The organism is Cupriavidus sp. HY129 (genome assembly GCF_059492215.1).
The window spans coordinates 1,777,312-1,792,613 of sequence record NZ_CP083254.1 but is presented as its reverse complement, the minus strand read 5'-3'; the positions used below and the strand labels follow the sequence as shown (position 1 = coordinate 1,792,613).

The following is a 15,302-nucleotide window of genomic DNA, read 5'->3' as shown; positions in this document are numbered from 1 at the left end:
CTTCCTTCCGGTCACTTCTTCGCCACGGAGACCTTGCTGCCGTCGCCCAGTTTCTCGGACGGCGCCAGCACCACCACATCGCCCGGCTTCACGCCCTGAACGGCCAGCAGTTCGCCGATCTTGCCGCCGCGCGTCACGGGCACCTGTTTTGCCCTGCCGTCCTGCACCAGGAACACCACGGGCTTGCCGTCGCGCTCGACCACAGCCGACGGCTGGATGGCCGTCAGAGGCTTGTTTTCGGCGGGTGCCACCGGTTTGGAGAGGAAGGCGATCTTGGCGCTCATGTCCGGCAGCACGCGCGGGTCGCGATCGACGAAGCGGATCTTGACCAGCACGGTCGCCTTGGACCGATCAACGGTCGGGACAATGCGCGACACGCGGCCCTCCTGGCGCAGGTTCGGCAGGGCATCGAGCAGAACCTCGCAGGGCTGCTCGACCGTGATCTTCGCGATATTGGATTCCGCTACGTCCGCTTCCACTTCAAGCGTCGACATGTCGGCGATGGTCACGATCGCCCCCTTGGTGTCGGCGGCCGCCGAGAACGGGGTAATGTTGTCGCCGACGTTGGCGTGCTTGATCAGCACCACGCCGTCGAACGGCGCGCGAACCACGGTCTGCTCCACCGCCACTTCAGCGGCGCGGGCATTGGCCTTGGCCGAGGTGATCGACGCCTCCGAATTGCTGATCGACGCGCGCGCCTTGTTGTAGCGCGCCAGATCGGAATCGTATTGCTGTTGGGAAATCGCAGCCGGGGCAAGCAGTTCCTTCGAGCGGCGCAGATTGACATCGGCGTCACGCAGTTCGGCCTGCTGCAATGCCAGATTGGCTTCGGCTACCTGGACCTGGGCGCGCGCCTGCGCGGCCGACGCCTCGACGTCGCGGCTTTCGATCCGCGCGATGATCTCGTCCTTCTTGACGCGGGAGCCTTCCAGCACGCCAAGCCACTCCAGCCGGCCCTGCGCCTTCGACGCCACCGCCGCCTTGCGCTGCGGCACCACGTAGCCGGTAGCGTTGAGCAGCGTGAAGTTTTGCGACGGATATGCCGAAGTGACCGTCGCCGTTTCCACGGTCTGGGGCCCGGCCAGCTTCAGGCCGATGCCGGCCAGCACGAGGATCACCACTGCAATGATCGCGTAGCGCAGCCAGGGACGGCGGCGGCGCTGGGCGGGCGCCATGGCGCTACGATCGATTTTCAGCTTGCTCAGGTCTGGATCAGCCAATTTGAAATGCGTCGCGAAAACGGACGAATGCCGAGAAAGGCCCCCAGTATAGCGAGTGGCAGTGGCCGGCAGGCGGCGCGTTACAAGGGTCGCAAAATGGCCGGTAGCCGGCCCGAATTTAGAGCAGCTTGCCCGGATTCATGATCCCGCTCGGATCGAACACCTGCTTGATGGCACGCATCAGGCGCAGTTCGAGCGGGTCCTTGAGCGCCAGGAACGACTCGCGCTTGAGCTGGCCGATGCCATGCTCGGCGCTGATGCTGCCATCGTAGCGGGCCACTTCTTCCAGCACGTCCTCGCTGACGGCCTTGCCCTCATTGAGCGCCCATTTCGGATCGGCGCCAAGCGGACGGGACAGGTTGTAGTGCAGGTTGCCATCGCCGAAGTGGCCGAAGATAAAGGGCCGGACGCCCGGGTGACGCGCGGCCAGACGGGTTTCCATCGATGCCATGAAGTCCGGAATGGCTTCGATCGGCAGGGACACGTCGTGCTTCAGGTGCAGCCCGTCGGCACGCTGGGCCTCGGAGATTTCCTCACGCAGACGCCACAGGCTCTGCAACTGCGCCAGTGAGGCCGAGACGGCGGCATCCAGGCACAGGCCCTGTTCGAGCGCATCGCCGATGACCGATTCGAGCAGGGCGTTAAGCACGTCCTCGGACGCCGTGTCCGCGATCTCGACCAGCACGTAGGCCGGATAGCGTTCTGCAAACGGGGCATGAATGCCTTCGACATGGGTCAGAACCAGATCCAGGCAGGCGCCGGTAAAGAACTCGTAGGCCTGCAGCCGTGCGCCGCAGCGCGCGAACAGCAGCGAGAACAGTTCCAGCGCTTGCTTGGGCGATTCCACCGCGGCCAGCACCACGGCGCGGGAATCGGCGCGCGGCAGCAGGCGCAGCGCGGCGGCGGTGATGATGCCGAGCGTGCCTTCCGAGCCGATCAGCAACTGCTTGAGGTCGTATCCGGTGTTGTCCTTGCGCAGCGTGCGCAGGCCGTGAAAGATCTCGCCGTTCGGCAGCACGGCTTCCACGCCGAGCACCAGTTCGCGCGTCATGCCATAGCGCACCACGTTGACGCCGCCAGCGTTGGTGGCCAGGTTGCCACCGATCTGGCAGGAGTCCTCGGCGGCCAGCGACAGCGGGAACAGGCGGTCGGCTTCCTCGGCGGCACGGCGCAGGTTGCCGAGAATGCAGCCAGCTTCGACCACCATTGTGTTGGCGATCGTGTCGATCGAGCGGATCTTGTCCATGCGATCGAGGCTGAGCACGACGTTGGTCTGGTTGCCGTCCGGAGCGGCGCCGCCACACAGGCCGGTATTGCCACCGCGCGGCACCACGGGCACACCAGCCTGCTGGCACAGCGCCAGCGCCTGCGCCACCTGTTCGGTTGTGCGCGGACGGATTACCGCCTGCGCCTGGCCCTTGTAGAGGCCACGCCAGTCGGAGAGCCAGGGTGCCACATCGTCGGGCGCGGTGGTCACCACGTCGGGGCCCAAGGTTTCGGTCAGGCGTTGCGCGAAGTTCGTATCGGACATGATCTGCGGTCGGGAAAAGGCGGAGATAAGTAGAAGTTAAGCGGTAGAAGTTAAGCGGGCATCGGGCGAAATCGTCAGCGGGGCTGGCGCATGGGCAGGCCAAGCCGGGCGGCGGCGTTGCGCAGATGCGCAGCGGCATGCAGGCGGGCCTGCGCGGCATCGCGGGCGCGAATCGCATCGAAGATCGCCACGTGCTCGGCATGGACCTGCGCGGGCAGGCCCGGCTGCCGGCTGGAATTCAGGCGCGCGGTGCGCACCGCCTGATGCAGTTGAAGTGTCATGTACTGCAGTAGCTGCAGGTAGTACTTGTTGTGCGTGGCCGTGGCGATGGCGATATGGAACTGGATATCGGGTTCCACGCCGTGATCGGCATCATCAAGCTGGGCCGCCAGCGCCTCGAGTAGGGCGCCCATGCGGGCAATGTCCTGCTCCGTCCGGTGCAACGCGGCCATGGCGGCAGCGGCGCTTTCCAGATCAAGGCGCAGCTCGAAGATATCGGCCAGATCGGTGCTATCGGCGCCGCCGCTCAGACGGAAACCGCTGTCACTGACGCGGGAACGCACAGTGCTGCCCAGACCCTGGCGGCTTTCGATCATCCCAAGCGACCGTAGATGCTCGGTCACCTCGCGGATCACGGCAGCGCTGACACCATAACGCTCGGCCAGTTGCTTGCCGGTCGGCAGCCGGGCGCCAACGGGAAACGTGCCTTCGGCAATCTCGCCACGCAATTGCTGGATGACGCGCTCGGTCAGGGTGATGGGTCGGGTCTGCATGGGACGACACCTTACCCTTTTCTGGTTATATGAAAACCTAGTGGAACTACTTAATAACTCAGGTGCCGAGCGGGCTGGACCAACTGTTCCAACCCTACTTCTTCAATCGATACGCCAACTGCGGTCGCGTGATCCCCAGCATCCGCGCCGCCGACGAGAGGTTGCCGCGCGTCGTCGTCATCGCCAGTTGCATCAGCTTGGCTTCGATTTGCGGCAGGGACACCTGCTGGTTGAGCAGCTTTTCGATCAGCGCGTCGGCATCCTGGCTGGGCTCCTCGCTGCCGACCGCCTGCTGGCTGGCAAACAGATGGGCGACGTCGATCATCCCGGTGGCAGGTGCCAGCAAGACGCCACGCTCGATCATGTTTTCGAGTTCGCGGATATTGCCGGGCCACGGGTATTGCACCAGCGCATCGCGCGCCCGCGTGGTCAGGCCGCGCACCTGCTTCTGATACAGCGCGTTGAAGCGCTGGATGAATGACTGGGCGAGTTCGGGGATGTCTTCCCTGCGCTCGCGCAGGGCGGGGATCGAGATCGGATAGGTGCTGATCCGGTAGAACAGGTCAGCACGAAACTGGCCGTGCTTGATCGCCTGCGCCAGATTGACGTTGGTGGCGGCGATCAGGCGGACGTTGACCTTGCGCGCCTCCACGCCACCGAGCCGTTCCACTTCGTTGTTCTGCAGCACGCGCAGCAGCTTGACCTGCGCGGCAGGCGGCAGGTCGCCGATTTCGTCGAGGAACAGGGTGCCGCCATGCGCGCGTTCAAAGCGACCGGGGCGCGACTGCTGGGCGCCCGTGTAGGCGCCTTTTTCCACGCCGAACAGCTCGGATTCGATCAACTCGTGCGGGATCGCCGCGCAGTTGACCGCGACGAACGGCTGCTCGCCGCGCGGGCCGTGATCGTGCAGCCAGCGCGCGAACATTTCCTTGCCCGCACCGGTCTCGCCCGTCAGCAGCACGGTGATATGGCTGTCTGCCGCGGCGGAAAGCAGGTTGAAGGCTTCACGGAACGCCGGGGACTGGCCGATCAGGTTGCCCTGGTTCGCGCCACACAGCGTTTCGCGCAGTGTGCTGACTTCCTGCTGCAGGGTGAGCAGGTCGCTGATGACGGAGTCGGGTTCGAAGTACTTCAGGTACTCGGGGTCGTTCCACGTCTCGGCCGGCTTGCCGACGATGCGGCAGAGGCTGTCGCCGCGCCGCTCGCATTCGGTTTCCTTGTAGATGACCAGCCGGTCCATGAACGTGCTGCTGTAGCCCGATGCGTAGCCAAGCTGCACCCAGCAGCCAGATTCCTCGCGGGGCAGGGACTCCATCACGGGCGCCTCGCCCTCCCATGAGTCCTGCCAGAGAAACTCGCCATAGAAGTGGCCGGTGTCGCGGTCGATCTCCAGGCGAACCGGGTCCACGCGCGTGACGCCTTCGAGCATGTGAAGCTGCGGCCCCCAAAGGAAGGCATCGTTGGGCGAACTGGCCAGTTCTTCACTGCGCTCGCGCTTGACCATCTCGGCATCGCGCATGCCTTGCGCGTAGCCCATGCGGATTAGCAGCCCCTTGCCGCGCTCCACGCCGAGCGTATCGAGGATTTCCTTGCGCAGGTAGCTCAGCGCCTCGGTGTGCATCAGCACCATGCGCGACTGGCCAAGGCGGATTTGCGCGGCCTTGGCGTCGATGGTCAGTAGCGAAGCCAGTTCGAACGGCGGCTGCGCGGGGGGTGTTGTCATCCTCGTCACTCCAGATTCCGGCGGGCTTTCGAGCCTCGTTTTTGCGTAGCCTAGCACGGCATCCGGCGTTGCCGGAGCCCGGAAATCCCGCATCGGGAGCGTGTGCTGCAGCGCAGCGCGAGACGATTTGATCATTTGATCAAATCCGCCTGAATCACCTCATCAAATCATCAAGCGGGTTGGCAGGCCCGAATGCGGCCGATCGGCCGCGAGCCCTTGCGCCACAACGGTCTGCATCGCCTGGCACGCCATTCGCTATAGCTCTCCCACCTGAAATCACGAGACAACGCACACGCCCCGCGATGTGCGGCGCACCAGGAGCGAGACATGCCACACCCCCAACAGGCACTTCAAGGTCACTGGCATCACCATGCCCCGCGCTACGTGCGCGTGACCGGGCGCAGCGAGCGCTGGGTGGAGTTCGAGTTCTCGATCGGCGATCCACAGATCTACGTGGAACTGGTCATGCCGCCCGAGCAGTTCCAGTCGTTCTGCGCCGAGCAGCGGGCCGAACTGCTGCAGTGATACCCAAAAATGCCCCCACTCGACATCCGAGGAGACAACCACCATGCAAATCGATATCCGGACTGACGCCAGCGTCACCCCGATCCGGCAGACCTTCGCGCATATCGCGCGCCGGCTCGGCGCCGACAAGCCAGCCACGCGCTATCAGGAGGCGATGTACGACCTGCAGCCGGTCACGAGCTTCCACTACCGGCCGCTATGGCAGCCGCAGTACGAGCTGTACGACGCCCGGCGCACCCGCGTGGTGATGCAGGACTGGTATGCGCTGAAGGACCCGCGCCAGTACTTCTACGGCGGCTACGTCAATGCGCGCGCCCGTCAGCAGGAGACGATGGAGAAGAACCTTGAGTTCGTGGATAAGCGCGGGCTGCTGAGCCGGTTGCCCGACGATGTGCGCGAGCTGCTCACGCTGGGCGTGGTGCCGCTGCGCCACGTCGAATGGGCGGCCAACATGAACAACGCGTCGATTACCGCCTACGGTTTCGGATCGGCCATCACGCAGGCCGCGATGTATCACACGATGGACCGCCTGGGTATCGCGCAGTACCTGACCCGTATCGGGCTGCTGATCGGCGACAAGGCCGCCGTGGACCAGGCCCGCGCCGCCTGGATGGAAGACATGGCCTGGCAGCCGCTGCGGCACGCGGCGGAGGACCTGCTGGTGCGCGATGACTGGTTCGAGCAGCACGTGGCGCAGAACCTGGTGTTCGATGGCCTGATCTATCCGCTGGTCTACCAGCAGTTCGACGCCCGCATGTCCGCAACCGGGCCCGCGTTTTCGCTCGTGACCGATTTCATGTCCGCCTGGTACGCCGAGACCACGCGCTGGGTCGATGCCACCGTGAAAACGGCCGCACAGGAAAGCCGGGAGAACGCGGCGGTCATCGCTGGGTATGCCTTCGGCTGGCTCGATCGCTTCACGCACGCGCTGCGCCCGCTGGCGCACCGGCTGTTCGGCGAGGATGCCGAGTCCGAACTGGCCAATGCCGTCGAAGCGCTGGGCAAGCGCCTGAGCGGTCTGGGCCTGGCACGTCAATGACGGAGACAACCATGAGCGACGCCATCGTATTCATCGCCCTCCAGACCAACGACGACATGCGCCCGGTGATCGAGGCGATCGAGGCCGACAACCCGCACGCCACCGTCAACCACTACCCGGCGATGGTCAAGATCGACGCGCCGGGGCGGCTGGAGATCCGCCGCGCCAGCGTGGAGGAGCGCATCGGCCGCCCCTGGGACGTGCAGGAGCTGCAGCTTGGCCTGATCTCCCTTGCCGGAAACATCGACGAAACCGAAGACCAGTTCGTACTGGCGTGGCGCTGAGCCAGAACCCCAAGACAGGAGACAAACCATGACAACCGCCACTGCCATCGCCTCCGCCGCCCGCGCGGCGACCCGTCCGAAGCTCTCGCTCAAGGAGAAGTACGCGGTACTGACCCGCGACCTCGGTTGGGAGACCACGTACCAGCCAATGGACAAGGTGTTTCCGCACGACAAGTTCGAAGGCATCGTGATCCATGACTGGGACGGCTGGGAAGACCCGTTCCGCCTAACGATGGATGCGTACTGGAAGTTCCAGTCCGAGAAGGAGCGCAAGCTCTACGCGATCATCGACGCGTTCCAGCAGAACAATGGCCAGCTCAACGTGACCGACGCACGCTACGTCAACGCGCTGAAGCTGTTCCTGACCGGGGTGTCGCCGCTGGAGTACGCGGCGCACCGTGGCTTCGCCATGGCGGGCCGCAATCTGCGCGGCGTGGGCGCGCGCGTGGCGTGCCAGATGCAATCGATCGACGAGCTGCGCCACTGCCAGACCCAGATCCACACGATCAGCCACTACAACAAGTTCTTCAACGGTTTTTCCGACTGGCGCCATCTGCACGACCGGCTCTGGTACCTGTCCGTGCCGAAGTCGTATTTCGAGGATGCGATGACCGCCGGGCCGTTCGAGTTCATCACGGCGATCTCGTTCTCGTTCGAATACGTGCTGACCAACCTGCTGTTCATGCCGTTCATGTCCGGTGCCGCCTACAACGGGGACATGGCCACGGTGACGTTCGGCTTCTCGGCGCAGTCCGACGAGTCGCGCCACATGACGCTGGGCCTGGAAGTGGTCAAGTTCATGCTCGAACAGGACCCCGCCAACCGGCCGATCATCCAGAAGTGGATCGACAAGTGGTTCTGGCGCGGCTACCGGCTGCTGACGCTGGTGGCGATGATGATGGACTACATGTGCCCCAAGCGCGTGATGAGCTGGAAAGAGGCGTGGGAGATCTACTTCGAGCAGAACGGTGGGGCGCTGTTTGCCGATCTGGCGCGCTATGGCATCCGGATGCCCAAGTATCACGAGCAGGCCGCCAAGGAAAAGGATCACCTGTCGCACATCGCATGGTCGATCTTCTACAACTTCAACCACGCCGCGGCCATCCACACGTGGGTGCCCGAGCCGCACGAAATGGACTGGCTGGCGCAGAAGTATCCCGACAGCTTCGACACGCATTACCGGCCGCGCTTCGACTACTGGAAGCAGCAACAGGAGGCCGGCCAGCGCTGGACCAACCCGGGCCTGCCGATGTTGTGCCAGGTGTGCCAGATCCCGATGGCCTTCACCGAACCCGACGACCCGACACAGATTTGCTATCGCCATGCGGAGCACAACGGCGAGCACTACCACTTCTGCTCGGATGGCTGCCGCGACATATTCCAGGGCGAGCCCGAGAAGTACGTGCAGGCATGGCTGCCAGTGCATCAGATCTTCCAGGGCAACTGCGGCGGACCAACGCTGCCCGAGGTGCTCGACTGGTACCACCTGAAGCCCGAGGATCGCGGCGACTACGCCGATTCGCCCGACCGCGCGAACTGGGAGCGCTGGACCGGGCAAGGCAACAACCGTTCGTGAACAAGGAGACCAGATCATGCCAGTCATCGCATTGGAACCGGGCTACACCGGCGAGGTCCGCGACCGGATCGAAAACTTCCACGGCAACCAGCTTGTGTACTTTGGATGGGACCAGCACCGGCTGTTCTGCAGCCCGTTCACGCTGCCGTTGCCGCCCGACATGCCGTTCGGCGCGTTGGTCTCCGACGTCATCGCGCCGCTGCTGGGCGCCCACCCGGAAGGCGCCCGGATCGACTGGGCGCAGGTGCAGTGGTTGCGCGGCGATACGCCATTCACGCCGGATGCGGCCGCAAGCCTGGTCGACAACGGGCTTGGCCACAAGTCGCTGCTGCGCCTGCGTACCCCCGGCCTGCCGGGCATCGCCGGCTCGGCCAACTGAACTTGCTGCAGGAGGTTGCCATGACCTATCAGCTCACCATCGAACCGCTCGGCCAGACCATCGACATCGCCGAAGGACAGACCGTGCTTGACGCCTGCCTGCGCGCCGGCGTGTGGCTGCCCCATGCCTGCGGGCATGGTCTGTGCGGGACCTGCAAGGTGCAGACGGTGGACGGCGAGATCGAACACGGCGAAGCATCGCCGTTCGCGCTGATGGACTTCGAGCGGGAGGAGGCCAAGTGCCTGGCCTGCTGCGCCACGCCGATGTCCGACCTGACGATCGAGGCCGACATCGATCCCGAGCCCGACGCGCAGTTCCTGCCGCTGATGGACTTCACCGCCGAAGTCACGCGCATCGAAGCGTTGACGCCCACCATCAAGGGCGTGTTCCTGCGGGTAGAGGGTGTGGAAGGGGGCGATGCGCTGCGCTTCCAGCCGGGCCAGTACGTCAACGTATGGATCGGCAAGGAAGCCACGCCGCGCGCGTTCTCGATCGCGTCGGCGCCATCGGCGGACGAGATCGAACTGAATATCCGGCTGGTGCCGGGCGGTAGCGCCACGACCTACGTGCACGAGCAACTTGCCGTGGGCGAGCGTCTGCAGCTATCGGGGCCGCTCGGGCGCTTCTTCGTGCGCAGGAGCGATCCGCGCCCGCTGGTGTTCATGGCGGGAGGGTCGGGATTGTCGAGCCCGCGTTCGATGATCCTCGACCTGCTGGAGTCCGGCGACCAGCGCCAGATCGTGCTCGTGCATGGCGCACGGACCGCTGACGAACTGTATTACCGCGAGGCCTTCGAAGCGCTGGCCACCCGGCACGACAACTTCATCTATGTGCCCGTGCTGTCGGCCGAGGCGCAAGGCAGTGCATGGGCCGGCGAGCGCGGTTACGTGCACGAGGCCGCCGGGAGTCATTTCGGCTACGACTTCCGTGGCTGGAGGGCCTATCTGTGCGGGCCACCGCCGATGATCGAGTCGTGCATCGCCGCGCTGATGCAGGGGCGCTTGTTCGAGAAAGACATCTTCACCGAGAAGTTCCTGTCGGCGGCAGACGCCAGCCAGGCCACCCGCAGTCCGCTGTTCCGCTCACTCTGAAGCATTCCCACCACAAAGGAGACAACCATGGACACGATCCAGATCGACACCGTACTGAACCGCATCGAGGAAGCCACCGGCCAGCACGCCAATCCGCGCATCGCGGCCATCGTGCATCGGATGGTGCGCGACCTGTTCCACATGATCGAGGACCTGGATATCCAGCCCGAGGAATTCTGGTCCGGCCTCAATTTTCTGGCAGAAGCCGGTCGCTCGGGCGAGCTGGGCCTGATCGCGCCGGGGCTCGGGTTCGATCACTTTCTGGACCTGCGCATGGACGAGGCCGAAAGCCAGGCAGGCATTGCCGGTGGCACGCCCCGCACGATCGAAGGCCCGCTCTACGTGGCAGGCGCGCCGGTGGCGCAGGGCGAGGCGCGCCTGGACGACGGTACGGGCGAGGGCGAAGTGCTGGTGATGGAAGGACAGGTCAAGGACGGCGCGGGGCAGCCGCTGGCCAATGCCGTGGTCGAGGTCTGGCACGCCAATGCACTCGGCAACTACTCGTACTTCGACCCGACGCAGAGCGCGTTCAATCTGCGTCGCAGTATCGTGACCGATGGCGAGGGCCGCTACCGCTTCCGCAGCATCATGCCGGTGGGCTACAGCGTGCCGCCGAATGGGGCAACGGACCGTCTGCTCAAGCAGCTCGACCGCCACGGCACCCGCCCGGCGCATATCCATTTCTTCGTCTCGGCACCGGGCCATCGCAAGCTGACCACGCAGATCAACATCGATGGCGATCCGTACCTGTGGGATGACTTCGCTTTTGCCACGCGCGAAGGGTTGGTACCGCCGATCACGCGCGTGAGCGATGCGGCGGCAATGGCCGCGCTTGGCGTGGACAAGCCGTTTGCGTCGATCCGCTTCGACTTCACGCTTCACGCGGACCAGGCAGATGCTCCGCAGGCCGAGGTCGCGCGACAGCGGGCATCGGTGGAGGCCTGAGCGTCGTTGTCTGGAGAGGGTCGGCCTGGATACCCGGGTTTCGGGGCGGCCCTCGCCGCGCTCTGGCTTTAGCGTTGCAGGACCAGATTGGTCCAATGCACGTCGGTGCGATCCATCAGGCCGCTGCGCTGGCTGCAATGCGCGCTGCGCAGGCCATATGGCTCCGCCAGTGCGATGGTCTCGGCGGCCGATACGTCGAACATGCGCCGGCCGGCCGGCACCGGGCCGTGTCGCAGGGACAGGAACACCAGGCCGTGGCCGGCCAGCAGCGCGTCGACGGCACCCATTGCCTGGGCGCGTTCGTCGGCATCGAGGTGCATCCACACGGCGGTCAGCATGATCACGTCAAAGCGCGTCGGCCGTTCGCGCAGCCTGGCCAGCGCGGGCAGGGCGTCGTCGAGCCAGTCGATATCCACATCCGCGTGCAGCTTGCGGCCAGCCTCGCGTAGTTCTGCGGTCGGTTCCACCGCCACGACGTGATGGCCGCGCCGTGCCAGGGCGGCGGCATCGCGCCCGGTGCCCGCGCCGACATCGACAATCCGGGCCGGCGGCGCCGGCAACAGGTGGAGCACGTCGCGATGGACATCCTCGAACGTGATGCTTTCGTACTGGACGACGAGGGTGCTGGCCTGCTCGCCATAGCCGGCCGTGCTTGTCTTGGGCATGGTCAGAGTTTTCCTTCAAGCGACTTCCGTTCGCGCCACATCTCCTGCACGAACGGGTCGGTGATGCCGTACAGGCCGTGCCCTTTGCGCATGATCAGGTTGCTTGCCATCAGTTCGTTGACCACCGGCTGTGCTTCCTCGACCTTCACTTCCCGGCCTATGGCCAAGGAGTACGCCGCGGCCGCGTCGGCCGAGAACAAACCCCGTGCGTCGCCTTGCGTGGTGGCAATGCGGTCGAAGATCGCGGTTGCCAGGCCGCCAAGTTGTTCGAGCTTCATCAGTTCCACGTCGGCAGCCGCCGAACGCAGCGTGTTGGCGATGGTCGGCAGGTGCTCGTCGGGGTTGCTGTCCGCTGGCAGGTGGAAATGCAATTGCCGCAACGCCCGGATCATCTCCTCGGGCCGATGGCCAAGCGCCTGGAACGCCTTGATGGCGACATCGCGCGAGGGCAGGGCCGTAAAGCCCTCGGAGGACAGGCGCGCCAGCAGATAGTCGATATATTCCTGGTCGAGCACCGGGTAGGCGACGGACGTGGCGCCGGCGAAAGCCTGGTTGCGCCGCGCGGTCAGTTCGCCCACCAGCGCGCGATGCGAGCCGGTTCCCACGAACAGGAAATGCCCTGTGGTGTCGGGGCGGGGATTGATGGCATCCCGTGCGGCCTTGAGCGCCAGCAGCATTTGATTGCCTTCGTCCGAGGTGATGGCGTGCTGCACTTCGTCGACGATCAGCACGACATCGGCGCCGGCCTGATCGACGACTTCTTTCAGCGCCTGGGCCAGCGTCGCGCCGCCAGCCTCGCCGAGGGTGTCGAGCTTGAAGCTGAACTTGAAGCCGAAGGCGGCGATGTCGGCACTGGCCAGACGCTTGAGCTTGCGAAGGATCGTGGAAGACGGGGACTCCAGCTCGGTCAGTGTTTTCTTGACGGCTTCCAGGATCAGCCGGGCGGGGCTGCGCTGCGTGTCGCTCCACAGGTCCACATAGATCACGATCACGCCAAGGTCTTCGAGCGCGGGAATCAGGTCGTTGATTAAAAACGTGGTCTTGCCCGTGCGGCGCAGGCCGGAAAGGAACAGGCCCGAGCGCAGGCCCTCGTCCAGTACCCCGGGTTGCAGGAGTTGCCTGGCCATCTGTTTGGCGAGTTCCGGCCGTTGGTAGATGTTGCTCATCGGGCGCGTGATGTGAATTAGCGTGAATTATTCAGATGGAATAATTATACGTATTTCATAAACTACAGTAAAAGTCGGCAGGCCGGCGTGCAAAAGCGATGGAAAGTGGCATGATTGCCACTTTCTCTGCTACGCCAATGTATCGGCATGGAGCGCCTCCCATGGTACTTTCGCCAGCCATTCCCATTCTCCGGATCTTCTCGGTCGAGAAAGCCAGGGAGTTCTACCTCGACTTCCTTGGCTTCCAGGTCGACTGGGAGCACCGCTTCGAGCCGGATCTTCCGCTTTACATGCAGGTCAGGCGCTCCGGGCTGACCCTGCACCTCAGCGAGCATCATGGTGATGCAACGCCTGGGTCCGCTGTATTCATTCCGGTAGAGGACATCGACGCGCTCCAGCGCGAACTGATCGCCAAACAGTATGGATACGCCCGGCCCGGCGTGGAGGTAGTGGGCTGGGGCCGCGAAATGCAGGTGGCCGACCCGTTCGGCAACCGCCTGCGGTTCTGCGAGTTCACCAAGGATTAAGACCGGGATCAGGTCACGGATCAGGCCAGGGACTAGGCCACAGCCGCGCCGACGGCAGCCGGCTCGGGAGGTGTGTCGGACATTTTCACTTCGTTCAGTGTCCCGCTCGCCTTGGCGATGGCCCGCGACAGCCGTGCCACTTCATTGAGCTGTTCGATCATGTCGTTGGCAAGCCGGAAGTTGATCGCGTCCACGGCGCTCCGCAACGGCAGGGCGCTCATGATGGCCTGCCGCGCGACGCCGGCCTGCGCTTCGATTTCCGGCTTGGCATTGACGATGCGCGTGGCGACTTCGGTGTCCGGATGCGCGATCGTCTCCACCGCCAGCGCCAGGTATTCGGACACCATCGCCGCAAAGCCTGCCGACTCCGGGTTACGTAGCGATGCCGCATCCGCGCCATGCGAAAGCCGTCGTTGGCTCAGCGCCAGCATGCTGGTGGTGGCAACCTCGCGAATGGCGTCGAGGCACGTGGCGATCCGCGCCAGATCCACAAGCTGATGGCCTTCATCATCGTTGTGAACCGCGTCCGACAGGTGTCCGATATAGGTCAGGATGGCCGTGCTCAGCGAATCGGCAGCTTTGTCCTGGTCAGTCAGCGTGACAAGCTCCTGCGAATCGCCTTCCACGACCAGCGCGGCGCTGTGTTCGACCAGTTCCTGGACCTGCTTGCCCAGCGATACCAGTTCAAGCTGCACACGGGGGATGGCCAGCGCCGGCATCCCGGCCAGCGTGTCGTCCAGGAATCGCGGCAGGCCAGGGTCTTGCCAGCCTTCACGCGCCGGTGGCGCCAGCCGTTGGGCGAGCTTGCCGATGGGTCCGGTGAACCAGATCAGCACGGCGGTGCTTAACACGCTAAATACGGTATGGGCGTTGGCGGCCTGTCGCGGGGTTTCGGCGGCCAGGCGGGCGGCGCCGGTCAACTCCGGCGAGGACGGAGAGATTTCGCGGATGAAGTCCGCGAACTGCGGGATGATAAAGACGAGGAACAGCACGCCGAGCACGTTGAACAGCAGATGGACGATGCCCACCTGGGCCGCCTCGGCCGATTTGCCGATCGACGCGAGCAGCGCCGTGCCGCAAGTGCCCACGTTGGCGCCCAGGATCAGCGCAATGCCCGATTCGAGCGGAATCAGGCCCTGGCTACCCAGCGCGATGACGATGGCCAGCGTGGCCGCCGAGCTTTGCACGACGGCCGTGAAGACCGCGCCGATCAGAATGCCGATCCACGGATTGCGCATTTCCTGCATCGCCGTGATGAACGGCTGGAAATTACGCAGCGGGCGCGTGGCATCGCCCATGAATTCGATACCGAGGAACAGCAGGCCGAGCCCGAGTACCACGCCGCCAAGCTGCTGCAGCAGCTCGCGCTTGGCGAAGCCTTGCAGCAGGAAGCCGCCAGCCAGCATGAATGGCGTGATCGCCGAAATGTTGAAAGCGATGATCTGCGCGGTCAGCGTCGAGCCAATATTGGCACCCATGATCACCGGGATCGATTGCTGAAGCGTCATCAGCCCGGCGGAGACAAAGCCCACCAGCAGTACCGTGGTGATCGTAGAGGAGTTCAGCAGGGCTGTGATGCCCGCGCCGGCCAGCACGCCGCGAAAGCGGTTGGCGGTCAGGGTGCCCAGCAGCGATTGCAGCCGCGCGCCGGCAATCGCCTTGAGACCACGGGTCATCAGATCCAGACCGAACAGGAACAGGGCCAGGCCGCCGACGAGCAGGCCAGTGATCTCGATCAGATTCAGATTCAAACCATTGAGCATGGGCAGCTTTGGGCAATGGGTCGACGCAAGCCAGCGACCGTGCCATTGTACGAGTTTCCGATACCATTTCACGCCATTGTTTTTTTGCCTTCACC

At 64.5% G+C, this 15,302-nt stretch carries 15 protein-coding genes; 8 read left to right on the top strand and 7 right to left on the bottom strand.

Annotated elements, in window-relative coordinates; all coding sequences use genetic code 11:
• Window positions 1-11 precede the first annotated feature (11 nt).
• The 4 genes from K6G35_RS08090 to K6G35_RS08075 form a co-directional block, all read right to left on the bottom strand.
• Window positions 12-1,220 (bottom strand): efflux RND transporter periplasmic adaptor subunit, encoded by a 1,209-nt coding sequence (locus tag K6G35_RS08090; protein ID WP_495676325.1) that lies wholly within the window; start codon window positions 1,218-1,220, stop codon window positions 12-14.
• Between the two features lie 118 nt (window positions 1,221-1,338).
• On the bottom strand, window positions 1,339-2,751 hold the full coding sequence (locus K6G35_RS08085) for an FAD-binding oxidoreductase (RefSeq protein WP_008651742.1): 1,413 nt from the start codon (window positions 2,749-2,751) through the stop codon (window positions 1,339-1,341).
• Window positions 2,752-2,825: 74 nt separating this feature from the next.
• Window positions 2,826-3,524, bottom strand: a complete 699-nt coding sequence (locus tag K6G35_RS08080) for a FadR/GntR family transcriptional regulator (protein ID WP_495676324.1) — start codon at window positions 3,522-3,524, stop codon at window positions 2,826-2,828.
• Between the two features lie 94 nt (window positions 3,525-3,618).
• Entirely contained in the window at window positions 3,619-5,247 is a 1,629-nt protein-coding gene (locus tag K6G35_RS08075) for a sigma-54-dependent Fis family transcriptional regulator (RefSeq protein WP_008643956.1), read from the bottom strand.
• Between the two features lie 327 nt (window positions 5,248-5,574).
• On the opposite strand from K6G35_RS08075, the gene K6G35_RS08070 reads away from it, so the two are divergent.
• Genes K6G35_RS08070 through catA form a run of 7 tightly spaced genes read left to right on the top strand, consistent with a single transcriptional unit; the run spans window position 5,575 to window position 11,086 of the window.
• Window positions 5,575-5,772, top strand: a complete 198-nt coding sequence (locus tag K6G35_RS08070) for a phenol hydroxylase subunit (RefSeq protein ID WP_008643955.1) — start codon at window positions 5,575-5,577, stop codon at window positions 5,770-5,772.
• A gap of 43 nt (window positions 5,773-5,815) precedes the next feature.
• Window positions 5,816-6,811 carry an aromatic/alkene monooxygenase hydroxylase subunit beta gene (locus K6G35_RS08065; RefSeq protein WP_008643954.1) on the top strand — a complete coding sequence of 332 codons (996 nt, stop codon included), beginning with the start codon at window positions 5,816-5,818 and terminating at the stop codon, window positions 6,809-6,811.
• Window positions 6,812-6,822: 11 nt separating this feature from the next.
• Window positions 6,823-7,095: an MmoB/DmpM family protein gene (locus K6G35_RS08060; RefSeq protein WP_008643953.1), complete on the top strand. Its 273-nt coding sequence runs from the start codon at window positions 6,823-6,825 to the stop codon at window positions 7,093-7,095.
• Between the two features lie 28 nt (window positions 7,096-7,123).
• The gene (locus tag K6G35_RS08055) at window positions 7,124-8,671 is read left to right on the top strand and encodes an aromatic/alkene/methane monooxygenase hydroxylase/oxygenase subunit alpha (protein ID WP_495676323.1); all 1,548 of its coding nucleotides are present in this window, start codon (window positions 7,124-7,126) and stop codon (window positions 8,669-8,671) included.
• Between the two features lie 16 nt (window positions 8,672-8,687).
• Window positions 8,688-9,050 (top strand): phenol hydroxylase subunit P4, encoded by a 363-nt coding sequence (locus K6G35_RS08050; RefSeq protein ID WP_495676322.1) that lies wholly within the window; start codon window positions 8,688-8,690, stop codon window positions 9,048-9,050.
• A gap of 20 nt (window positions 9,051-9,070) precedes the next feature.
• Window positions 9,071-10,141, top strand: a complete 1,071-nt coding sequence (locus K6G35_RS08045) for an NADH:ubiquinone reductase (Na(+)-transporting) subunit F (RefSeq protein WP_495676321.1) — start codon at window positions 9,071-9,073, stop codon at window positions 10,139-10,141.
• A gap of 27 nt (window positions 10,142-10,168) precedes the next feature.
• A complete protein-coding gene (gene catA / locus K6G35_RS08040) occupies window positions 10,169-11,086 on the top strand; it encodes a catechol 1,2-dioxygenase (protein WP_495676320.1) in 918 nt (305 codons plus the stop codon).
• A gap of 68 nt (window positions 11,087-11,154) precedes the next feature.
• Here the strand turns inward: catA and K6G35_RS08035 are convergent, their stop codons facing one another.
• On the bottom strand, window positions 11,155-11,751 hold the full coding sequence (locus K6G35_RS08035; protein ID WP_286880604.1) for a class I SAM-dependent methyltransferase: 597 nt from the start codon (window positions 11,749-11,751) through the stop codon (window positions 11,155-11,157).
• A 2-nt stretch (window positions 11,752-11,753) separates the two neighbouring features.
• On the bottom strand, window positions 11,754-12,917 hold the full coding sequence (locus K6G35_RS08030; protein ID WP_495676319.1) for an AAA family ATPase: 1,164 nt from the start codon (window positions 12,915-12,917) through the stop codon (window positions 11,754-11,756).
• Window positions 12,918-13,078: 161 nt separating this feature from the next.
• Here K6G35_RS08030 and K6G35_RS08025 point away from each other — a divergent pair, with 161 nt between their 5' ends.
• Window positions 13,079-13,444 carry a glyoxalase superfamily protein gene (locus K6G35_RS08025; RefSeq protein WP_495676318.1) on the top strand — a complete coding sequence of 122 codons (366 nt, stop codon included), beginning with the start codon at window positions 13,079-13,081 and terminating at the stop codon, window positions 13,442-13,444.
• Window positions 13,445-13,476: 32 nt separating this feature from the next.
• Here the strand turns inward: K6G35_RS08025 and K6G35_RS08020 are convergent, their stop codons facing one another.
• Complete coding sequence (locus tag K6G35_RS08020; RefSeq protein WP_035882384.1) at window positions 13,477-15,207, bottom strand: Na/Pi cotransporter family protein; 1,731 nt, start codon at window positions 15,205-15,207, stop codon at window positions 13,477-13,479.
• Window positions 15,208-15,302: the final 95 nt, after the last annotated feature.